Annotated in this window: 20 protein-coding genes; 11 read left to right on the top strand and 9 right to left on the bottom strand. The window is 63.0% G+C overall.

Translation table 11 applies throughout. The features are described from left to right. Positions 1-62: 62 nt before the first annotated feature. Positions 63-320: a hypothetical protein gene (locus IYX23_RS19105; RefSeq protein ID WP_196394532.1), complete on the top strand. Its 258-nt coding sequence runs from the start codon at positions 63-65 to the stop codon at positions 318-320. 63 nt (positions 321-383) lie between these two features. On the opposite strand, the gene IYX23_RS19110 is transcribed toward IYX23_RS19105, so the two are convergent. Together IYX23_RS19110 and IYX23_RS19115 are read right to left on the bottom strand one after the other, a co-directional pair. Next, positions 384-950, bottom strand: coding sequence for a hypothetical protein (locus IYX23_RS19110; protein WP_246716955.1), 567 nt, complete (start codon positions 948-950; stop codon positions 384-386). Between the two features lie 26 nt (positions 951-976). Continuing rightward, entirely contained in the window at positions 977-3,445 is a 2,469-nt protein-coding gene (locus tag IYX23_RS19115; protein WP_348643695.1) for a cell surface protein, read from the bottom strand. 356 nt (positions 3,446-3,801) lie between these two features. Between IYX23_RS19115 and IYX23_RS19120 the strand changes: the two genes are divergently transcribed. Further along, positions 3,802-5,394: a methyltransferase regulatory domain-containing protein gene (locus tag IYX23_RS19120; RefSeq protein WP_196394534.1), complete on the top strand. Its 1,593-nt coding sequence runs from the start codon at positions 3,802-3,804 to the stop codon at positions 5,392-5,394. 48 nt (positions 5,395-5,442) lie between these two features. On the opposite strand, the gene IYX23_RS19125 is transcribed toward IYX23_RS19120, so the two are convergent. From IYX23_RS19125 to IYX23_RS19135, 3 genes are all read right to left on the bottom strand, one after another. After that, entirely contained in the window at positions 5,443-6,519 is a 1,077-nt protein-coding gene (locus IYX23_RS19125; protein WP_196394535.1) for an AI-2E family transporter, read from the bottom strand. A 39-nt stretch (positions 6,520-6,558) separates the two neighbouring features. Beyond that, complete coding sequence (locus IYX23_RS19130) at positions 6,559-7,530, bottom strand: mechanosensitive ion channel domain-containing protein (RefSeq protein ID WP_196394536.1); 972 nt, start codon at positions 7,528-7,530, stop codon at positions 6,559-6,561. A gap of 133 nt (positions 7,531-7,663) precedes the next feature. Then, positions 7,664-8,140, bottom strand: a complete 477-nt coding sequence (locus IYX23_RS19135; protein ID WP_196394537.1) for an MgtC/SapB family protein — start codon at positions 8,138-8,140, stop codon at positions 7,664-7,666. Positions 8,141-8,272: 132 nt separating this feature from the next. Here IYX23_RS19135 and IYX23_RS19140 point away from each other — a divergent pair, with 132 nt between their 5' ends. Genes IYX23_RS19140 through IYX23_RS19150 form a run of 3 tightly spaced genes read left to right on the top strand, consistent with a single transcriptional unit; the run spans position 8,273 to position 11,937 of the window. Next, positions 8,273-8,980: a cytochrome c oxidase assembly protein gene (locus IYX23_RS19140; protein WP_196394538.1), complete on the top strand. Its 708-nt coding sequence runs from the start codon at positions 8,273-8,275 to the stop codon at positions 8,978-8,980. Between the two features lie 11 nt (positions 8,981-8,991). Continuing rightward, complete coding sequence (locus IYX23_RS19145) at positions 8,992-11,544, top strand: cbb3-type cytochrome c oxidase subunit I (RefSeq protein WP_196394539.1); 2,553 nt, start codon at positions 8,992-8,994, stop codon at positions 11,542-11,544. A gap of 3 nt (positions 11,545-11,547) precedes the next feature. Beyond that, on the top strand, positions 11,548-11,937 hold the full coding sequence (locus IYX23_RS19150) for a hypothetical protein (protein WP_196394540.1): 390 nt from the start codon (positions 11,548-11,550) through the stop codon (positions 11,935-11,937). A gap of 155 nt (positions 11,938-12,092) precedes the next feature. Here IYX23_RS19150 and IYX23_RS19155 read toward each other — a convergent pair whose 3' ends face one another. Together IYX23_RS19155 and IYX23_RS19160 are read right to left on the bottom strand one after the other, a co-directional pair. Next, on the bottom strand, positions 12,093-12,869 hold the full coding sequence (locus IYX23_RS19155; RefSeq protein ID WP_196394541.1) for a PRC-barrel domain-containing protein: 777 nt from the start codon (positions 12,867-12,869) through the stop codon (positions 12,093-12,095). Between the two features lie 376 nt (positions 12,870-13,245). After that, positions 13,246-13,767 carry an ABC transporter permease gene (locus IYX23_RS19160; RefSeq protein WP_196394542.1) on the bottom strand — a complete coding sequence of 174 codons (522 nt, stop codon included), beginning with the start codon at positions 13,765-13,767 and terminating at the stop codon, positions 13,246-13,248. 321 nt (positions 13,768-14,088) lie between these two features. Between IYX23_RS19160 and ppsA the strand changes: the two genes are divergently transcribed. From ppsA to IYX23_RS19190, 6 genes are all read left to right on the top strand, one after another. Beyond that, entirely contained in the window at positions 14,089-16,551 is a 2,463-nt protein-coding gene (gene ppsA / locus IYX23_RS19165) for a phosphoenolpyruvate synthase (protein WP_196394764.1), read from the top strand. Between the two features lie 105 nt (positions 16,552-16,656). Further along, positions 16,657-17,727 (top strand): sodium:proton exchanger, encoded by a 1,071-nt coding sequence (locus tag IYX23_RS19170; protein ID WP_196394543.1) that lies wholly within the window; start codon positions 16,657-16,659, stop codon positions 17,725-17,727. A 164-nt stretch (positions 17,728-17,891) separates the two neighbouring features. Then, positions 17,892-18,383, top strand: a complete 492-nt coding sequence (locus IYX23_RS19175) for a cupin domain-containing protein (protein WP_196394544.1) — start codon at positions 17,892-17,894, stop codon at positions 18,381-18,383. A gap of 242 nt (positions 18,384-18,625) precedes the next feature. Next, positions 18,626-18,781: a DUF3309 family protein gene (locus IYX23_RS19180; RefSeq protein WP_196394545.1), complete on the top strand. Its 156-nt coding sequence runs from the start codon at positions 18,626-18,628 to the stop codon at positions 18,779-18,781. Positions 18,782-18,842: 61 nt separating this feature from the next. After that, positions 18,843-19,154, top strand: coding sequence for a hypothetical protein (locus tag IYX23_RS19185; RefSeq protein WP_196394546.1), 312 nt, complete (start codon positions 18,843-18,845; stop codon positions 19,152-19,154). 194 nt (positions 19,155-19,348) lie between these two features. After that, positions 19,349-19,891, top strand: a complete 543-nt coding sequence (locus IYX23_RS19190) for a DUF992 domain-containing protein (RefSeq protein ID WP_196394547.1) — start codon at positions 19,349-19,351, stop codon at positions 19,889-19,891. Between the two features lie 66 nt (positions 19,892-19,957). On the opposite strand, the gene IYX23_RS19195 is transcribed toward IYX23_RS19190, so the two are convergent. Beyond that, entirely contained in the window at positions 19,958-20,965 is a 1,008-nt protein-coding gene (locus IYX23_RS19195) for a DUF4331 family protein (protein ID WP_196394548.1), read from the bottom strand. A 109-nt stretch (positions 20,966-21,074) separates the two neighbouring features. Then, complete coding sequence (mmsB, locus tag IYX23_RS19200) at positions 21,075-21,950, bottom strand: 3-hydroxyisobutyrate dehydrogenase (RefSeq protein WP_196394549.1); 876 nt, start codon at positions 21,948-21,950, stop codon at positions 21,075-21,077. Between the last annotated feature and the right edge of the window lies 1 nt (position 21,951).

The following is a 21,951-nucleotide window of genomic DNA, read 5'->3' on the forward strand; positions in this document are numbered from 1 at the left end:
GCGCAGATATTCTCGTACGCGGCGCAAGCCGCATTTGGACCGGCTTAAGGAGGAGATTGGAGATGAAATTGAGGACGGGTCTCGCGCTGGTTTTCGTGGCCGCTTTGGCCGCGCCGGCCCACGCGGCCATGCCGCTGGCGCCGAGTGCGGCGGCGGGGGCGCCGATCGTGCAAGTTTATGGCGGATGCGGCCCCTATGGTCATCGCGGCCCCTATGGCGGCTGCCGCTGGGGCGGACAATGGGGCGGCTACCGCTTTGGACGGCCCTGCCCGCCCGGTTTCCATCTCGGCCCTTACGGCCGCAAGTGCTGGCCGAACTGAACTAAAAAAGCCGGGGCGGCGAACCGTCCCGGCGCTTTGCCAGCGCTCCTTTTCAAAACGCCGTCAGGGCTTTTGCCCTGAGGAGCGAAGTCCCGTCCCGCCTTTTGGCTGCGCCGCGGCGCTCGGGGCTGGCGCGTCGCTCGGCGCCACCGGCGCCGAAGATCCCAGCGAAACGGAGAGGCCGAACAGCTTCCACTGGCCCTGGACCGGCGCATAGAGCAGTTCGAAGCGGATCTGCGTCGGCACGGAGGGGAAAAACCCCGCCATGTGCATCATGCCGTTCGATTCGATCTGCGGCAGCATGCTGAGCTGCGGCTCCAGCACGGCGACCCCCGAGAGGTCGAGATTGTCTTTGCGTTGGGACGCAAAGATCTCGCCGAGGCGGGCGGCCGTATTGGTCTGAAAGCCGGGCGCGCTGAGATCGCGCAGCACAGTATAATTGCCGGTTTTGTTGGCTTGATCGAGCGCAAGTAGGGTCGAGCGGATTAGAATCAGAACGCCATTCTTGTCGATCTCGGCGGGCCTGGGCGCCTGCGCCGGCCTTGAGGGCCCAGGCTTAGGAGCCGGCTTTGGCGATTGCGCCGAAGCCATCGTCGGAAAAAAACTCGCGGCCACTAGGGCCGCGAGCATTATGTGCTTGATCTTCACGATCATGATCACCAGGCCAGGGTCACGCCGGCGCGACCGGCGACGCCGCCGTATTTCAGACCCGCGCCGATGCCGGCATTGACCACCATCCAGTCGTTCACGCGCATTTGCGCCTGAGCGGCAAGGCCGTACTGACCACGGAAGGTGCCGAAGTTGCCGGTGACCGAGAACCATTTGTGGTCCGGCAGGTAGCTGGCCCCGCCGAGCGCGACAGCGACAGCCGTGCCTTCGTAACCGCGTTGCACCGATCTGCCGAGGTCATACACGCTCTGCGACAGGCCCAACACGCCGGCCTGGAGACCGGCAATGTCCTGCGGACCGAAGGCCGAAGTCGCGAGATGACCCTGGGCGTCCGTAGTGGTGAACTTGGTCACGCCGACCTGCGAGGCCAGGCTCGCGGCAGACGTGATGCCAGGCGCCTGGTAGGTGGTGGCCGCCGTGCCGAGCATGATCTGGTTGTTGGCGTTGTTGGTCGCGCCAAGACCCAGAGCCGTCGAGCCATTGAAGCCATTGTTGTTCGCGCCCGCGCCGAGCGCGGTCGAGCCAGCCGTTCCAGCGGAATTAGCCCCAAGGCCCACCGCCACAGAACCGGCGCTGTTGTCGGTATTCGCCAGGTTGCCCATCGAAACCGATCCGGCGCTGTTGTTGGATGTGGCGCCAGAACCCATAGCCGTCGACGCGAGGCTGCCCGCCGCCGTGGCGCCGAAGCCATAGGCGGAGGAGAAGAGACCTGTCGCAACCGAGCCGTCGCCGACCGCCGTGCCGCTGCCAGACGCCAGAGAGTTTTTGCCGATCGCAACCGAGTCGGTCGCCGTAGCTCCGGTGCCGATCGCGATCGCATCAGCGCCCTTGGCGCCAGCCGACGCGCCATTACCGATGGCGACAGCGTTGGTTCCGATGGCTTTCGAGCCAGTGCCGGCTGCGAACGAATTGGCCCCGGTTGCAGTATTGCCGGAGCCGACCGCCGTCGAGTCATTTCCCGTGGCGGAGTTATTGGCGCCGATCGCCGTAGCCTGGTCCTTCGAAGCGTTGTTGCCGCTGCCGAAAGCCGATGCTTGGAACGCCGACGTGTTGTTGTTGTTGCCGACCGCGGTCGAGAACGTGCCGCTCGCCGTGGTGTTGGCGCCGATCGCGACGTCCTCGAGGCCGGTCGCTTTCGCGTTCGAGCCGCCGATCGCCGTCGAGAAATCTCCCGAGGCCTGCGTGCCGGAGCCGAGGGCCGTGCTGGAGTTGGCGGTGGACTTGGCGTTGGTGCCATATGCAGCAGAGTTGAACTTGCCGTTCGCGACCGAGCCGTCGCCGACAGCGGTGCCATTGTTGGACGCGGTCGTGTTGAGACCGATCGCGACCGAGTCGGTGGCCTTGGCGTTGGTGCCAATGGCGATCGCGTTGGGGCCGTTGGCGCCAGCCTCGGCGCCAGTGCCGATGGCGATGCTGTTCTTGCTCAGAACCTTGGCGCCAGCCGTCGTGCCGTCGCCGCCGCCGATCGCAGTGCCGCCCGTTGCGCCTTTCGCGACGGTCGCGCCAGCCAGATTGGCCTTGCTGCTGCCGCCGATCGCCGTCGAGCTGTCCGCACCGGCGACCGACTGGTTGCCGATCGAGATCGCGCCCTTGCCGTTCGCAACGGCGCCCGGCGTGCCGCCAGCGGACGTGACTCCGCCGATCGCGACGGAACCTTCGCCGTTCGCTTGCGCGCCCGGATCGATGTTACCGCCCGTGCCGATGGCCGTCGCGCCATGCGCCGTCGCCTTGGTGGCGTTAGCCGCGAGGGGGCCGCCGCCGATGGCGATCGATTCGCGCGCCGCCGCCGTCGTCTGGGCGTTATGACCAATCGCGACCGACTCGGTGCCTTCGGCCTTCGAAGCGGCGCCAAGGGCCGTGTCGCCATCGCCGAGAGCCTCGGCGTCAGCGCCGAAAGCGGACGAGTCCGCGCCGCCCGCCGTCGCGCCCGATGCGCCATTCTTGCCGTTATCGCCGCCGACGGCCGTGCTGCCGACGCCCGAGGCGAAGGCGTCGCCGCCGACCGCGGTCGAGTTCTTGCCCGTGGCCGAAGTGCCGATGCCGTTGTTGTCAGTGTCCGACCCGAGCGCGACAGAGCCGGGAGCCGTCGCCTTGGTGTCGTTACCGACCGCCGTGCTTTCCTTGCCGGTCGCCGTCGCGTCCACGCCGCAGGCCGTATTTGAGGCGAGGCCACCGTCGGTGCCGGTGAAAATCGGACCGGCGCCGAAAATCGAATTCACGCATTCAAACGCGCTCGCCGAAGTCGGGGCGAAGGCGACGCCCATCGCGACGGCGGCGGAGCCGCCCATCAGAGCGCGGCGGAGTGCGATGGAACCATTTTTGGGCTTGATGAGTTTCTGAGACAGGTTGGTCATGATCAGTTCCCGTTCCTTAGGACTGCGAAGAGCACCGAACCGCGATTTTTGCCGAGCCGCGGAGAAGTGGTCCCGACGAATAAAATTTATCCAGCCATGCACAGTCAACGAAGAACGCCCTGTTTGGCGCGAGCTTTGACCACATTTCGGGCAGCTGTGATAAATTGGAGACAGTGCGGGAGGCGCGCAGAAAAGCGCAACGAACTTGCCAGCTAATCGCAAATCATTGAAGTGAACGGCTGAAGCCGCCACACCATGAATGTGGCGTAGTAGAACTACGTAAGTCGACTCCTGACGGGCGGCTTGCCTTCTTCGAATATCGTTAACGAGCGACTCTTGCGGTTGAAGACGGTTAACGACCGATTCTCGACCGATGAGCGCGACGCGAATCTCGCGACATTGCAAATTCGCCGGGCCAAGTGGAGAATGAAACTCCTTTAGGCTCTGGAATCTTGCTTATGACGACTCACTTCGGCACGGCCGTGCAGGCCGCCATTGCGCGTAACGCCGCTTCTTACGACGATCTTCCTTATGTCTCGCATCCATTTCCGCAAACCAATCCGGCGCGGCTCGGCGCAATCGCCCGCATCTTCAAACTGCAGGCGGCCGACCTTTCGCGCGCCCGCGTTTTGGAACTCGGCTGCGCGGCCGGCGGCAATCTCATTCCACTCGCGGCCCGCCACCCCGACGCTTATTTTTTGGGCGTCGACCTGTCGCAGCGGCAGATCGAGGAAGGCCAGCAGCGAGTCGCCGCCCTTGGCCTCTCCAACATCAATCTGCGCCGTCAGAGTCTGACCGAACTTCGTTCCAAGGACGGCGGCTTCGACTATATTATATGCCACGGCGTCTACAGCTGGGTGCCCGAGCAGGTGCGCGACGCCATTTTGCGGATCGCGCGCGACAATCTGGCGCCAAACGGCGTCGCCTTCATCAGCTACAATGTTCAACCTGGATGGCGGCTGCGGCAGACCTTGCGCGACGCGCTGGGGCTGCACGTCGGGCCGCATGGCTCGCTGCGCGAGCGCGTCGCCCGCGCCCGCGAAATGCTGTCCTTTTTGGAGCAGAACACGCCGGCGGAGACGACCTGGGGCCGAATCTTTCGCGCCGAGGCGAATAACCTGAGAAACGCTGACGACTCCTACATCGGCCACGAATTTCTCGAAGACTGCAACGAACCGTGCAGTTTCTCGGAGTTCATGGCGAGCGCTGGAGGCCGCGGATTGGCCTATCTCGGCGAGGCGGCCCTCTCGGCGATGATGCCCGAGAATATGAATCCGGCCGCGGCGCCTCTGCTGCGCGCGCTCGCAGGCGACAATCAGGTGTCGCTCGAGCAGCATATGGACATTTTCACCGGCCGGACCTTCCGGCAGACCCTGCTCATCCACAAAGAGCGGGAAGGCAAATGCGTCCGCAAGATTATGCCGGACGCGCTCGATGGGCTGCATTTCATGGCCCGGGCGGACTTCAATTTTTCGCGCGAGGAGGAAGGCACGGCCTTTTTTGCCGACGGCTCGGGGGCGTGGTTTTCCACACCGGACCTTGATGTACGCAAGGCCATGGAAGCACTCGTCGCGCGCCTGCCCGAGTCGAGTTCGGTCGACGACATCGTCGCAGCGATGGAGGTGCGCGGCGCCCCGGTTGACGAGGCGATGCGATCCAGAATCGCCGACGCGCTGCTGCGCATGGCGGTCGTCGGCTTAGTGACCGCCTCGACTGAGCCCTTCCGGATGGCGCGGTCGCTTTCGGAGAAGCCTGTCGCCTGCCCCATGCTGCGCGCCGACGCGGCCGCCGGCGTTCTGCACTCGGCCAATCTGCGCCACGAGCCGATTCGCCTCGATGTCGTCGCCCAGGTGGTGACGCCGCTGCTCGACGGCGGCGCCGACCGTGAGGCCCTGATCGCCGCGACGATCGCCGCAGCGGACTCCGGCCGCGTGACCTTTCAGCGGGCCGGCCAGACAGTGGTCGAGCCGGCGGACATCGCGCTCTGCGCGACCGAGCACGTCGATCGCGTGCTCGGCCACCTGCAGAGCAACGCCTGCCTCATCGCCTGAGGACGCCTCCAAGGTCGAGGGCGGATCAGCCGCGCCTCGACTGCGTCATCAGGCGGAGCGGCGAGTGGCCATCTCGGATTCCTCCGGCGAGGCGGCGCTCTCCGCCTGATCGTCCGAGAGCAGCGTCGCAATCCAACGAACGCTCGGAAAATGTTGACAGAGGATGATCAGCGCGGATGTCAGCGGAACGGCGATAAAGGCGCCGGCGATTCCCCAGATCCAGGTCCAGACAAGGAGTGAAACAATAATCGCCAGCGGCGTCAGCGACAATCGCTGGCCCTCAAGCATAGGGGTGATGACATTGCTGATCACGATCTGAATCGCCGTAAAGCCCAGGAAGGCGATCGTCGGCGCCGTCCAGCCATCGTATTGCATGAACGCATAAAGCGTCGGCGGCAGTATGCCGATGATATTGCCGATCACCGGAACGTAATTGAGCAGGAAATTCAGCAGCGCCCAGACCATCGCCAGATCCAGGCCGAGAACCAGCGACCAGACCAGGGTCGCCACGCCGGTGATTATGCTCGTCAGGGTGAATACCCAAAAATATTGGCGGATTTTCCCGGCGGTCGTGTCGACGGCGTCGACGAGTTCGCGTCTTTCACGCCCGCCGAGTTGCTGTCCGATCTTCTCACGCAGATTCGCAACTTCAGGGAGACCGAAGGCGACGAGCACGCCAATGACGCCGATATAGGCAATGACATTGTAGACGCTCGTGAGCGTCTGTTGTGCGAAGTCGATCATCCGGCCGTAGCCGCCGACTCCGCCGATCGAGCCGCCCCAGCCCTGCACCCAAGCGGAGACCCTTTCGTAGAGCTGCTGCAGCTTTTCAGAATTATCGCCAAAAGCCTGCCCAATCTGAGCGACGGAAAAGGAAATGGCGCCGGCGAAAGCCGCCAGCACCGCGAGCAGCGCCAGAATCGTGCCGATGTTGCTGAGCGTCTCCGGCACATAGCGCTGCAGCCATGGTTTGACGGGCCAGACAGCGGCGATCACGACAAAGGCCGCCGCGAGCGGCATCGTCACGGCGTAGGTTTGTCTCAACGCAAAGGCGACGAGCAAGAAGGCGACGATCGCCAGCAGTCTCGTCTGCGTGACCTGTTGCGTTTGCTGCGAGTGATCCATTCCGCTCTCCACAGGGCTCATGCAAAGCAAAGCGGTCGCCTAGCCGCCGTGAAACAATTCGCCGGCTCGAGTCGGCGTCGCCGCCTGATCGCGCCTTTGCTTGCGCGGCGGCGCAGTTCCGCTCGGCGGCGGCCAACCTTCGCGCTGACGCCCGCGCTCCCCGTCTGTTTCCTCAGTCTGATCGTGGAAGAGGATCTGATAGGTCGGGAACGGCATGTCGACGCCGGCCGCCTTTAAAGCGGGCGCAATGGCGCGATAGACTTCGTCGGTCGATTCGACGACCTCGCGCATGATCGTCGGCTGGATCCAGACCTCCAGATTGACGCCGAAATCGCCAAGGCCTTGGAACAGCACGACAGGCTTCGGTTCGTGCAGCACGCGGTCGACTTTCGCGATACTGGAAAGGATGACTGCGCCCGCCTTGTCGACTTCGTCGCTCACGCCGATCGTGATCATGAGATGAATGCGCCGCGCCTCATAGGCGGTATTGACCACGACTCGATTGGTATAAAGCTCGCTGTTCGGAATCACGACGCGGCGACTGTCATAGGTGCGCAGCAGAGTCGCGCGGATTTGAATGTCCTCGACGGTTCCCTCATGCGGGCCGCTAACGATCTGATCGCCGATATGGAATGGCCGCGTGACCAGCAAGAGTATGCCGGCGAGCATATTCTGGAATATGTCCTTCGCCGCGAAGCCGACGGCCACGCTGCCAATGCCGAGGGCGCCAAACACGGAAGCGGCGTCGAGCGAAGGAAGGACAACGGACAGGGCGATGATCGCGCCGATCAGGTTAACGGCGCCGCGACCCAGCCTGGAGAAAATCTTGACGATGTGTCGAGGCTGTCCCGAACGGGTCGCGACCCTTGCGACGCCGCGTCCGACGCCCAGGGCGAACAGGTAAACGACGAAATAGACCAAGAGTCCGAAGGCAAGGTTCGGCAGAATTGCGACGAACCCCTGCCAAATGTTCTGAAGCCGCTCCCAGGCTGCGTCCAACTGAAACTCCATGATTCAGTCCCGTTTCGTCAGGCGATAGAACCCCGAGACGTGGTCGATGTTCCTCGGCGCCGCCGACGCGGTTCCCCAGCCGCCATCGCGCCAGCGCTTCTGCGTGAGCGAAACCGCGACGCAGCGGTAAATTCTATGAGCTTGGATCTTTGTTCACGCGGGAATCTTTGTTTGCGCGCGAATCGTCGTCGACCGGCACGTTATTTTCGAGCGGCGTGATCGCCCTGAGCGTCACAAAAGTGAAAATCGCGATCGCAACCGCAACGTCGTAGCTGCCGAGACCGACCGCGGCGCCAATAGCGCCCGTGGCCCACAGACTCGCCGCCGTCGCAGTTCCCTTAACCGCCGCGCCTTGCTTGAGAATGGCGCCGCCGCCGATGAAACCAATTCCGGTGATGACGCCTTGGATGATTCTCGCCATGCCGTCAGGCGAATTCGCCATGTATTGCTCAGCCGCCTGGACAAATCCGCAGGAGGCAAGAGCGACGAGCGGAAAGGTACGGAGCCCAGCGCTGCGCTCCTGTCGCTCCCGATCCCAGCCGATCGGCAATGCGAGCGCATAGGCGCCGGCAAGCGCCGCGAGATGGGGAAGTATCTGAAATTTGTCCACGTCTACGCCGCTTGCCGCCCCAAGTTTACACAGTAGGCGACGGGGCAGACGTTTCAATAGCCGCCGCAAGCTCTGGATTGACCGGCGCGCTGGCCAATATGGTCCCTATTCATAACTCGCACCAACGAAGCGATGAGCAGAACGAAATTGGCGATTGCATCGACGGCGGACGGCGCGCGCCCCGCCCAAGCCGCTTGGGACTCGCGGTCGAAGATCGTCGTCGCGGGGATTGTCGTCTGCGCCGTCGGACTTGCCGCTTCCGCGGGTCCGGGCCTCGGGCCTCGCGCGTCTCACATGGCGACGCACATTTTGCTCATGAGCGCGCTCGCGCCTTTTCTGGCTGTGCTGTGGATGCGCTTCACATCGGCGCCGGTCCTTGCGACCGGTCGCGCCTTGGCGATTGTCACCGTGGCGCAGCTTGCCCTGCTCTATGCGTGGCATGCGCCGGGGGCGTCGGCCTATGTCGAGCGGCATCCGACCGCGCATCTCCTGATGCACGCGTCGCTGCTGGCGGCCGCCCTGCTGTTCTGGCTGGCGATTCTCGGCGATACCGGCGTCGCGCGTTGGCGCGGCGTCGCGGCGCTCGCGATCACCGGCAAGCTTGCCTGCCTTCTCGGCGTGCTTCTCGTGTTCGCGCCGCGCGTTCTCGACACAAGCGCTGCGAGTTGGGGAACGACCACGGAGACAATGTTGGCGGATCAGCGCCTTGCCGGCTTGCTGATGCTGGCGGCCTGCCCGGCAAGCTATGTCCTCACCGGGGTCTCCATCGCCTCGCGGTGGCTTTTCGACATGGAGGACAATCGCTCGCGCGCGCGGATTTATCGCCCGGACGGCGCCTAGAGCGCGCGCCCATGCCTGAAGGACAAAGCGACCCGAAGCGCCTTCCAAACGAAACGCCGCGGCCGCCAGGCGAACTTGAAGAGCTTGAGCGCGTCTGGGCCTATCCGCCAGGGTGGCGAAAAATCAGCGAGATCAACAACAGTCTCGTCGGCGTCATCTATATCGGCGCGGCCTTTCTGTTCTTTCTGCTCGCGGGCGTGCTGGCGCTGATCATGCGCGTCCAACTTTCGCACGGCGACAATCGCTTCATCGGACAGGATCTCTACAACCAGATCTTTACCGTGCATGGCACGACGATGATGTTCCTTTTCGCCGTGCCTGTGATGGAGGCGCTCGGCGTCATTTTGCTGCCGCAGATGCTGGCCGCGCGCGACCTGCCCTTTCCAAGGCTCAGCGCCTTCGCCGTCTGGGCCTATGTGATCGGCGGCCTCGTGTTCTTCTCGACGATCTTCTATGGACTCGCGCCGAGCGGCGGCTGGTTCATGTATCCGCCGCTGACGCTGACAAGATTTTCGCCTGGAGATAACGCCGATTTCTGGCTGCTCGGCATCGGTTTCATCGAAATATCCGCCATTGCGGGCGCCATTGAAATCATCGTCGGGATGCTGCGCACGCGGCCGCCGGGGATGACGCTCGACAAGATGCCGCTCTTTGGCTGGTCGATGCTGGTCTTTGCGGCGATGATTGTCTTCGCCTTCCCCGCCGTGATCCTCGCGACGATGATGCTCGAGATCGAGCGGTCCTTCGGCTGGCCCTTCTTCAATGCGGCCCAGAGCGGCGATCCGTTGCTGTGGCAGCATCTCTTCTGGTTCTTCGGGCACCCGGAGGTCTACATCATCTTCCTCCCCGCGGCCGGTCTTGTATCCATGATCGTGCCGACGATGGCGCGAAGGCCGCTCGTCGGTTATCGGCTGATTGTCGTCGCTTTGATCGCCACGGGCTTCTTCAGCTTCGGCCTTTGGGTGCATCACATGTTCAGCACCGGCATTCCGGCGCTGAGCCTCGGCTTCTTTTCGGCGGCGAGCATGGCGGTCGCAGTGCCCTCTGGCATTCAGGTCTTCTCATGGATCGCGACCATCGCCTCGGCGCGCGATCGATTCAGAATCACCACGCCATCGCTGTTCATCCTCGGATTTCTTTTCATCTTCGCGGTCGGAGGTCTGACGGGCGTCATGGTGGCGGTCGTTCCGTTCGATCTCCAGGCGCATGACAGCTATTTCATCGTCGCGCATTTCCATTACGTCCTCGTCGGCGGCATGGTGTTTCCGCTCTTTGCGACCTTCTACTACTGGGATCCGATGATCAGTCGGAACCGGCTTTCGGAGCCGCTTGGGCGCTACGTGTTCTGGCTGATGTTCGTGGGCTTTAACGTCGCCTTTTTCCCCATGCACATCTCCGGTCTCCTCGGCATGCCGCGGCGAGTTTGGACCTATCCAAGCGCCATGGGCTGGGACGCGCTGAATATGACGTCGACCATTGGCGCCTTCATTCTCGCGCTCGGCGTGCTGGTGTTCGTCGTGGATCTTTTTGTGCGTTTCCGACGCGATTGGGAGACGCAGAGAACGCAGACCAATCCCTGGGACGCCGGAACGCTGGAATGGCTGCCGAGCGATCTCTATTCGATGCGCAGCGTTCCGATCGTCACGAGTCGCTACCCTCTATGGGATCAAGCCAATCTCGCCGAAGACGTCGCCGCGGGCGCCTATTATCTGCCGAACGCCGCAACCGGCCGTCGCGAGACGATCGTCACCTCGCCCATTGAGGCCCGCCCGGAATATCTCCTTGAAATGCCGGGACCCGGCTGGGCGCACATGTTTTCTGCGGTCTTCACGGCCGCTTTCTTTCTGCTGCTGACGGTGAAGGCCGTTGCGATCGCGCTTGTCTGCGGCGCAGTGGCCATCTTCGCCACGCTCGTCTGGTGCTGGCAGCTCGACCCGCCGCCGCGCGGACGCGTCGAAATCGGCGGCGGGATCAGTCTGCCCACCTATATGTCCGGACCCTCGTCGCACGCATGGTGGGCGATGATCGTGCTGATCCTCGTGGCGGGATCGCTCTACATCGCGTTCGTCTTCTCTTACCTCTATCTTTGGACCGTCAGCCCGCAAGTCTGGCCCGTCGTTGGCGCGTCGCCGCTTCCGGACCTGCGCTGGGCGGCGACCGGCGCGTCGCTGATGCTTCTCAGCATTCTTGCGTTCAGAATGGCCGATCGTGCGCTTCCAAAACCCGGTTCGATCAGCCTACCGGCGGCGCTCCTGATGATTGCCGGCGCTTCATGCCTCGTGGGCGGCCTTGCGGTAGAGGGCTATGCTCAGTGGCAATCCGGCTTACGGCCGGGTGAAACATCCTATGGCGCGATGGTCTATTTAGCGATCGTGTTGACAGGGCAGCTCGTGGCGACTGTCGTGGTGATGACCGGATTCGCCCTGGCGCGTCTCTTTACCGGAAAACTCGATGCGCAGCGGCGCATATCATTCGAAAGCGCTGTGCTGCTCGCTTACTACACAGCCGCGCAAGGGCTCCTTGGATTTCTGCTCATTTATGGCTTTCCGCGAATGCTGGAGTAGACGATGTCGCATGCAGGCAAGGCTGCGCATGCTCGCTGGTCGCTGACGACGATCATCGCCTTTCTGCTCGCCGGTCCGATTGTCTGGGGCCTGCATTTTCTTTTCGTCTATGGCGGACACACGCTGATGTGCGTTCTCGGCTGGTCCCGGGAGCCGCAAATCATACGGGCGAGTGTGATTTTGGCGGGCGGCGTCGCGCTTGCGCTTCTGGTTTTCCTCGCGCGGGCGGCGCGCCGTTGGCGCCGCTATGTGGTGGAGAGCGACGGCGATGTCGCCCTGTCAGCGGAATTTCAGATGCGCGCGACGTTGCTGCTGATCCTGCTGTCGAGCGCCGGCGTGTTGTGGTCGAGCCTTGCAGCTGTCTTTATCGCCCCCTGCCAGACGCTGCGTTAAAGTCAGCCTGCTGAGCAAGATCAGTTCAGTCGGCTTTGCTCTTGATAGGGACGCAGATCGAATCGCTTGTAGAGCGCTTCGAGTTCGGAGCGCCCAACCCGCGTTGGCAGGCCGGTCTTGCTCGCGGGCTGGAACGCGTCCGGCGACGTAGCGCCTTACACCGTCAGGCCCTTGTCCGAAGACCATGCGAACGCCTGGAGTGGGATGGGAGTCCAAGTGTTTCCCTCGGACACGAGCACAAAGGCGACCCTGCCGTTACCCAGATCGAGCATCACATATTCGACTTCGCCGACTATTTCGCCGTTCTGCTTGCGTACCTGCGCCCCACGCAGCTCATCGGCGAGCGTTCGATCGGCTTGCTGCTTCTTGGCAAGGGGACCAGGAACGCGATCAGGTCTAACCAGAAGGTAGCGATCCGGGAGGCGTTCGCGGTTCGGGTCCGGAGGCACAACATAGCCGTAGGGAGTCGGAACGCCGTATCGGCGGTAGCTCTCGGCGACTCGGTCGCGATTCATCCAATCTTTCAGTCTGTCGACAGTGACACGCGGACTGTCCTGAATGATTTTGTCGTAGGCGTGCTCAATCTGAATGGGTCCCTGAGACCAGAATTGGAGCGCGAGCGCGCCAAACGGAATCAGCATCCGCTTCGCGCTTTCGCGTCCTTCGCCCTCGGGCGAGGCGACCGCAAAAACAGCGTCTCCGCTCGCGAGGTTGAGCATCACCGCTTCGATGCGGCCGACGCGCCGGCCGTCTCGACTGATGAGCTCCTGATCCAAAAGACTCTGCGCCGAAGAGACCTTGATCCAGGCGCGCTGCTTCTGGCTGGCTTCCGGCGCTTCTTGCTGCGCGGCTGACGCGTTTTCGCCCTGCGCAAGCGCGCCAACGCCAAACGCCGCGAAAGCGATCAGGAAGATGCTTGGACTACGGACCATGAGTCGATTCCCTCAGCCTCGGAAGCCGGCGACCTGAAGCGGGCTAGCGTCAGCTGCGTCTCAGCTCGAGCCGAGCGCCCCAAGGGAAATCCGGCGGAAGTCCGCTTTGTTCCCAGCTTGGCTCAACGCGGCGGCGCGCAGGGGTGAAGAGGGAAGCGTCGCGCCAAAGGCGCGCATCCGGCGAGGGTGACAGGCAGTTTGAAGATTTTTCAGGAAATGGCGCCACGCGTGCGCCGGACCAATGCTTGCGCGAACGCCGCAGGCGAGACTGCGGCTTCGCCGGAGGCCACCGCTCGTCGCGCAATTTGATCCTGACGCGTAAGCGCGTCGGGATCTTTTTGCGCCCCGCGCGGCTGACTGGTCCCGTTCTTGGAACTCAGGCCGCAGGCTTCGCCTGTTCGGCCACCTTGACCGGAAGCTGGGTGCGAATCGCGTCGACGATCCTTTGAACCGAGGCGTCGGCCTCACTGGCGCGCTTTTCGGCCGCGACCGCCCGCTGCTCCATCGCCGACAGTTCGGCCTGCCGCGCCGCAAGCTGCGACTGCACCCCCTCGAGATCTTTCCGTGTCTGAATGAGGGCCGCGGAGAGTTCGGCGGCTTCCGACTCCGATTTGCGCAGCGCGGCTTCGGCGCGATCGCCGCGGTCTTCCGCGCGCTCCAGCTTCTCTCTCACCGCATTGGCGGCGCTATGCGCGCGCGCCACCGCCTGAGCGGACTGCTTTTCGAGCTCCTTGATCGCCGCGGCGGCCTGGGACACGAGGTCCAGCGCCGCCGTGGCGTCGTCAGTGGCGCGCGGCCGCTGACGGACAGGAAAGTTCGGCGCCGGCGGCGCCAGCGGCCTGTTGTCCCCTCTCGGGATGATTTCGTCCATCACCTGATCCAGATCCAGCGAATCCATTTGCGCCTCCCGCCATCGCACGAGCTGGGTTGGGCCAGCCGTCCAGTCAGATTCCTATTATGGCCCAGAATCCGGCCAAATCTCGACCATTAGGTCAAGTTTTAACCATAACCAGCGGGGTAAGCGTTTTTTCCTAGGACAGATCGGCCTCCAAGGGCCAATGCTTAAGCTACTATGAGCGCCGATGCGACTGAAAACGTGCCTTGTTCACACAAATTCTGTGTAAGCGCTCAATATCACCGCGCAGCTGTAATAATTATGGCGCAATAGCCCAGGGACCTCGCGCACGCTCCCTTACCAAAAGAGCTCGTCATGAATAGAATGGCCGACTCCCCGATTTCCAAAGAGACAAAGCCGGCGCGTTGGGCTTCCGGGCGATATATTCGTTTTTTCAACGAGGTGAACATCGCCGACGTGCCGCTGGTGGGCGGCAAGAACGCCTCGCTTGGCGAAATGTACCAGGAGCTGACGGCCAAGGGCATCCTGGTGCCCAATGGCTTCGCCGTCACCGCCGAAGCCTATCGCTATACGCTCGATGAAGCGGGCGTCTGGACCGCGCTTAAAGAGACGCTCGACGGATTGAACCCGTCTGACGTCGATGATCTCGCCAAGCGGGCCGCGCGCGCCCGCGATATCGTTTATGGCGCGCCGACGCCCCCGGATGTCGAGGCTGAAATCCGCACCGCCCTAGCCCGCCTCACCGAGGAATATGGAGCCGATTTGACGGTCGCGGTGCGCTCATCGGCGACGGCGGAAGATTTGCCGAGCGCGAGTTTCGCCGGACAACATGACACCTATCTCAATGTGCGCGGCCCCGCCGCCGTTCTCGACGCGATCCGTCATTGCTTTGCGAGCCTCTTCACCGATCGCGCCATCCGCTATCGCATCGACAATGGGTTCGATCACTTCAAAGTGTTCAACTCCGTCGGCGTGATGAAAATGGTGCGCTCGGATTTGGCGGCGTCCGGCGTCATCTTCACGATCGACACCGAAAGCGGATTCGAGGACGTTGTCTTCCTGACCGGCGCCTACGGCCTTGGCGAAAACGTCGTCCAGGGCGCGGTCGACCCGGACGAATTTTACGTCTTCAAGCCCACCTATCGGCAGGGCAAGCGCGCTATTTTGAAGCGCGCGCGGGGCGCCAAAAAAATCAGGATGGTCTTTTCGGATCGGGGCCGGGCGACGACGCGCAACATCCCCACCGACGCCAAGGAAAGAGAGAAATTCTGCATCTCCGACGAAGAAGCGCTGACGCTCGCCGGCCAGGCGATTGAGATCGAGGACCATTATAGCGCCAAAGCCGGCGCGCGCCGCCCGATGGACATCGAATGGGCGAAGGATGGCCTGGACGGCCAGCTCTACATCGTTCAGGCCCGCCCGGAAACGGTCGCGTCCCGCCGCGACCGGAACATCGCTGAAATCTACAAGGTGACGAAGCACGGCGCGGTGAAAGTTGAAGGACGCGCCGTCGGCGCAAAGATCGCCAGCGGCAAGGCGCGCGTGATCGAGCACGTCAGCGAGCTTTCAACATTTATTCCCGGCGAGATCCTCGTCGCCGATACGACGTCGCCCGACTGGGGCACGGTGATGAAATCGGCCGCCGCCATCGTGACGAACCGCGGCGGTCGCACCTGCCATGCGGCGATCGTCGCGCGCGAACTAGGCATTCCGGCAATCGTCGGCACGGACGCCGCGACGCGCCTCATTCGCACCGGCGACATGATCTCGGTGAGCTGCGCCGAGGGCGATGTCGGAAAGGTCTACGAGGACGCCATCGAGTTCGACGTGGAGCGCGTCGATCTGTCGACTCTGACGAAACCCGCCACGCATGTGATGATGAATGTCGGCAATCCCGATATCGCCTTCGGGCTTGCGGCGTTGCCGAATGACGGCGTCGGCCTCGCGCGCATGGAGTTCATCATTGCGGACTCGATCAAGGCGCATCCGATGGCGCTCGTTCACCCGGAGCGGCTCGGCGCGCGCGAACGCGCCGAGATTGCGAAACTGACCGCAAATTATGCCAGCCCCAGCGAATTCTTCGTGAAGCGCTTGTCGGAAGGCGTCGGCACGATCGCCGCGGCATTTTATCCAAAGCCCGTCGTCGTGCGCATGTCCGACTTCAAGAGCAATGAATATGCCTCATTGCTCGGCGGCGAGGTTTTCGAAATGCAGGAAGCCAATCCGATGATCGGCTTTCGCGGCGCATCGCGCTATGCCCACCCTGCTTACCGGGAAGGTTTCGCACTCGAATGCGCCGCAATGACCCGCGTGCGCGACGAGATGGGTCTGACGAACATCAAGCTGATGATTCCCTTCTGCCGCCGGATCGAAGAAGCGGAGAAGGTCATTGCGCTGATGCGCGAGCTCGGTCTCGAACGCGGCAAGAACGGGCTTGAGATCTACGTCATGTGCGAAATTCCAAACAACGTCATGCTTATCGATCAATTCGCCAAGCACTTCGACGGCTTCTCGATCGGCTCGAACGATCTGACGCAACTGACGCTCGGCGTCGACCGCGACTCCGAGATCGTCGCCTTCGACTTCGACGAGCGCGACGAAGGCGTCAAGGAGATCATCCGATTGGCGGTCGAGGGCGCACAGCGAAACGGACGTCACTGCGGCATTTGCGGCCAGGCGCCCTCAGATTATCCTGAAATCGCCGAGTTCCTCGTGCGCTTGGGAATCGATTCGATCAGCCTCAATCCCGACACGGTTCTGCAGACCACAAGACGCATCGTCGACCTGGAAAGGCGTCTTGGTCGAGAGCCGCAAAAGATGGATTGACCGATCCGGCGCGTCTTTGCATTCATTCAAATCTCCATCCACCCTCGGCGCCCGCGCAAGGCGTAGATCGACTGTGGCGCGCGTCGCCGAATAAAGGAAAAGCAGATGAGCGCAGCCGCCGACGGGAAAGTTCTCGCGACGATGGCTCCAGCCGCCGGGCTTGTGGGAGTCGCCGCGGCGCTGCATTTCGCCGAAGCCGGACCAATCGTCAATTTCATCGCCGCGGCTTTGGCCCTGGCGAGCGTCGCGCATGTGATTGGCGAAGCCACCGATCAGCTTGGCAATCACCTCTCGCCGGCCGCGACGGGCATTGTTCAGTCGGCGGTCGGCAATCTTCCCGAGCTGTTCGTTTGCATCTTCGCGCTCAGGGCCGGGCTGCTGACCGTCGTGCAGGCTTCGCTGATCGGCTCCATTCTGTCGAACGCGCTTCTTGTCCTGGGCCTCGCTTTTATCGCCGGAGGCTGGAGGCGCGGCGTTCTTCACTTCGAAAGTCAGACGCCGCGGATGATCGCGACGCTGCTTCTGCTGGCGGTGTCGGCGCTGGTGCTGCCGACGCTCGCACAGGAGTTGCACCTGCCGAGCGGCGCCCATGAGCAGGAGCTCGCCGTCGTCTGCGCGATTGTGCTTCTTTTCGTTTTCGTTGTGCTCACCCAGGCGATGCTCAGTCAGGGGCAGCGTGCGCTGCCGGCTGAAGCGCATGCGCGCGTGCAGGCATGGTCGCTCGGCGCCGCGATCGCCGTTCTCGCCGCCTGTGGCGGCGCTGCCGCCTTCGTCTCGGACTGGTTCGTCGACGCGCTCGGTCCAGCGATTGAAATCTTGGGCATCAGCGAGGCCTTTTCCGGGCTCGTCATCGTCGCCATCGCCGGCAACGCCGTCGAAAATGTCGTGGGCGTTCGGCTCGCGGCTCAGGGCAAGGCCGACCTCGCGGTCAGCGTCATTTTGAACTCGGCGCTTCAGGTCGCCGTGGCGCTGATTCCGATTCTGGTGCTCGTCAGCTTTGCGATGGGCGGCGCGGCGCCGTTCACGCTCGCCATTCCGCCAATTCTTGCGGCGGCGCTGTTTCTTTCGGTGTTGGTGGTCACAGTGGTCACCGTCGACGGCCGGGCGGACATCGTCGACGGGGCCGCGCTGGTCGGTCTTTACGTCATCGTCGCGACGATCTTCTGGTGGGGATAGCCTGTCCCTGGCGACAACGCGACGCTTTTTCAATTCCACGCTTTTTCCAGCACGGAGGGATGAGCGCAGTCGCTCTCGCCCTATATCTCTCGCCCTAAAGGCGCCGCGGGCCGACGCGACCTGGCGTCGTGCGGGAAGACAGATCGCGGCGGTGGGAGGGACTCATGAAAGCAAGAATAGCGATCGTCGTCGCAGGCGCGCTCGCCTGTGGCGGAGCGGCTCAGGGCGGCGCAGTCGAAGCGCATCGCGCATTTCTTCCGCAGAACATGCAATGGGAGGCGGCGCCGAGTTCGCTGCCGGGCGGCGCCGAAATGGCGGTGCTGTACGGAGATCCCAGCCGAGAAGGCGACTTCGTCGTCAGGATCAAGGCGCCCAAAGGATACCGCGTCCCGCCTCACACGCATCCCAAGGCCGAGCTTGTCACGATCATCTCCGGCGCATTCAGTTTCGGTCGAGGGCAGGCGGCCGACCGCGCCACAGTCGAAAAGCTCCCGGCGGGAAGCTTCATTTCAATGCCCGCCGGCGTGCTGCATTATGTTTTCGTCGACGAGGACTCAGTGCTCCAGATCACCGCAACCGGTCCTTGGCAGATCGACTATTACGATCCGAAAGACGACCCGCGGCTAAACATTGCGCCTGCAGGAACTGTGCGCTAAGCGGGAAACGCTTCAAAGAAAACGGCTCGCGCCTTTACATCCGAGGTCGCGAGCCGTTCCGTGTAGGGCTACCGCTGGCAGCGGCCGCCTCTCGGTAAAAACGTAGGCCCAGGGCAATTGAAAGCAAGCAGGGCCGTTGCGCGCGCTTTCCGCCGCCAGACGCGCAAGGAACATAATTTCAGCGAGAGAGTTGCGCTTGAAACTGTCGTGCATTTTGGCGCGCGGACAAGCGGAGTTCGTCCATGCTCTCGACCGTCCTCATCGTCGTTCTGCTCTTGTTGCTCATCGGCGCCTTGCCGACTTGGCCTTATAGCTCTCAGTGGGGATATGGCCCCGGCGGCATTGTCGGCGCCTTGCTCGCCATTGTCGTGGTGATGGCGCTCATCGGCAGGCTGTAGCAATTCGGAGCCGGCGCGGCGTAGCGATGATTTGCGCGGGGTTGCAGATCAGCGCGGAATCGTGGTCGCCGAATCTCAACGCGCAAATCGCTTCGCAGCGGCGCAGATTAGCGCTTCGATTCCGTCGAGCATTCCGTTTCAGGAGGCGCTACGACGCGCCACAGAGCTTTTTCTGGCTCTGGACGGAACGGCGTCGGAGGCGCGGCGGCGGGCTATCGTCTGGATTGGCCGGCAGATGCAAACGCAGGCGTCCCATCTGGCCTATATTGACGTTTTCCACGCCCTGGCGCTCGTCGCGATCATCATCATCCCGCTCGCCCTGCTTTTGCGCCGAGTTCGGCTCGGCGCTTCGAACGCCGCGCCAGCGCATTGAGCCGTGCTCGACTGGCTTTTCGGCGGTGGATCGCTCCGGCGCGAACCCACGCCCGCTCGGCTCGGGCGCGATCCACTGTGCGCAATTAATCCTGTGACTGCCCAAGGGCTTCCCTGCGGGGTTACTTTTTGCGTTTTTCGCCATTAAAGTCCCGCCGCGCGGCTCAGTTCCGCACCCATCAATTGGAGTCGATAATGTCTCATTTCTCGCTCGGCCGCGCGATGTGCGCGATATCTTTCATCGCGCTGTCGTCCAGCGCCGCCGTGGCTCAGTCGGTGCAAGTCGGCACCCTTCTCTGCCATGTTTCCGGCGGCGTCGGCATGATCATCATGGAGAATCAGGCGCTCGACTGCGTATACACGGACGCTAAAGGCAGCCCGCCCCAGCATTACATCGGCAGACTGACCAACGTCGGCGCCAATATCGGCATCAGCGGTCCGGGTCAGATGATTTGGACGGTTCTCGCGGCCACCAACAGCGTGGCGCCCGGCGCGCTGGCCGGCGACTATGTCGGCGCGGAAGGGTCGGTCGCAGTCGGCGCCGGCGCCGGCGGCGCGGTGCTTGTGGGCGGCTCGAACAAGACCATCTCGCTGCAGCCCGTTTCCGTCTCCCTTGGCACCGGCCTCAATGTTTCCGCCGGCATCGGCAATGTGAGCCTGCAATATATGCCGGTGACCCCGCCGCCGCCGCCCCCCGCGCCGGCCGCCAAGCCGAAGAAAACTCGCGCGCACCGCTAATCTTTGACGACGCAAAGGACGAAAACGGGCGCGCCGGCGGCGCGCCCGTTTTATTGCGCCTGCGATTTACTTCGGGTGCGGCGTTCCGAGATAGGGGAACTCTTTCAGAGTGTCGGTATGCGGCTCCAGCCCATCCGGCGGGATGTCGCCCTTCGAGAGAAAGGATAACCGGAAATTGATGACGTCGTCGGCGAAGGTGCGGCCATTGGGATAGCCCGCGGGCTTCGTTGGATCGAAGCTCAGCATATCGGGTAGAATGCCGTGCTCGTCGATCGCCGTAATCGCGTCTTCCCTCGTGTAGTCGCCCGTATGGCCCATCAGATGGATGAACAGCTCGAGCCAGCGCTCGCGGTCGTTGACGGGTTCGCTGGCGTTATATTCTTCCTTTGTTTCGTCGGTATTGAAGAAGCTGCTGACCGACGGATGGCCGGCGCGATCGGCATGAATCAGCTTGCCGTCCTCGCGCACGCTGCACCGTCCCCAGATTCTGACCGCCGGATTGCCGCCAAGAGCGCTCGTCGGCATTTCGACGACCGTCGAAAGCACATTGGCTTCGGTGTTTGAATCCTTGCCGGTCCAGGGAGACTTGCCGCCCAGATGCGGCGCCGTGAAATTTCTGCCGCCGGACGTGTCGTACAAGGCCAGAATGCCGTCGTAGTCGAAAAAGAACGCGTCGCTGCGAACGCCTGTGAAGAAGGTGAAATCGCCTGCCCGCACGATGTTCGGATTAGGCCCGAAGGAGACTTCCGCGCCCGAGACGATCTTCTCGCCGACGGGTTCGGGGGAATGCGACTCTGCCCCGCGCGCCAGGTAAACGTCGAAGGTCTGTCTGCCGTTTTGCTTGGGCGAGAATACATAGCTGATCGCAATGTCCGTCAGGCAATCTCCGTCATTATCGATATTCAGCCGGTAGATGGCGTCGGGATGAAATTCATCGCAAGCGGGATTGGCGTTGAGGATGATCGCCGACCGAGTCGGATCGCTTGGAGACTGAAAGGCGTAGAGGTCGCAGAGATCCAACCTTTGATCGCCAAGCGGCGGACCGAGACTGAGGCCGGTAAAATGATTCGACACGTGTCGCCTCCTATAAAGACGTGGAGAGAATGTGCGGCTGATCGTTGCAAGCGCCTGCCGGCGCACGCTATGTCGTGTTTGTTTCAACATCAAGATTGTTCGAAATCGCTTATTTGCCGCGAATGAGTCTGATGATGCTCGAAAAATCGGCGCCGCCTTGGCCAGCGGAATGATGCAGCGCGTAGAGCTGCGTCGCGGCGGCTCCGAGCGGAGAGGCCGAGCCCGCATGCGCGGCGGCTTCCTGCGCCAGTCGCAAATCTTTCAGCATCAGGGCGGTCATGAAGCCGGGTTTGTAGTCATTGTTCGCGGGCGACGCGGGGGTCATCTCCGGCACGGGACAATAGGTGGTGAGCGACCACGATTGGCCCGAGGAGATCGACGCCGCGTCGAACAGCGCCCGATGCGAGAGGCCGAGTCTTTCCGCAAGCACGAAAGCCTCGGCCGTCGCGATCATCGTGACGCCGAGCATCAGATTGTTGCAGATTTTCGCCGCCTGCCCCATGCCGGCGCCGCCGCAATGAAGCACATGCGCGCCCATATGTTCGAGGATCGGCTTCGCCGCCGCGAACGCCTCCTGCTCAGCGCCGCACATGAAGGTCAGCGTCGCCGCTTTCGCGCCGGCGACGCCGCCCGACACCGGCGCGTCGACCGAGCGCGCGCCGCTCTCCTGCGCGAGCCGATGCGCGGCGCGCGCGCTTTCGACGTCGATCGTGGAGCAGTCGATGAGGAGCTTGCCGCGAACCTGAGGCGCGATTTCGCGCCAGACGGCAAGCGTCTGATCGCCGCTCTGCAGCATGGTGATCGCAATGTCAGCGCCGTCGATCGCATCGCGCAAGGTATTGGCGGCGGCGACGCCTTCCTGGGCGGCGGCTTCGACGAGCGATGCGTTAAGGTCGAATCCTCGCGTCTCAACGCCGGCGCGCGCCAGCGCAGCCGCCATCGGACGACCCATGTTGCCCATACCGATGAAAGCCGCGCGCATCATG

This window comes from Methylocystis sp. L43, from assembly GCF_015709525.1.
Taxonomy (GTDB): domain Bacteria; phylum Pseudomonadota; class Alphaproteobacteria; order Rhizobiales; family Beijerinckiaceae; genus Methylocystis.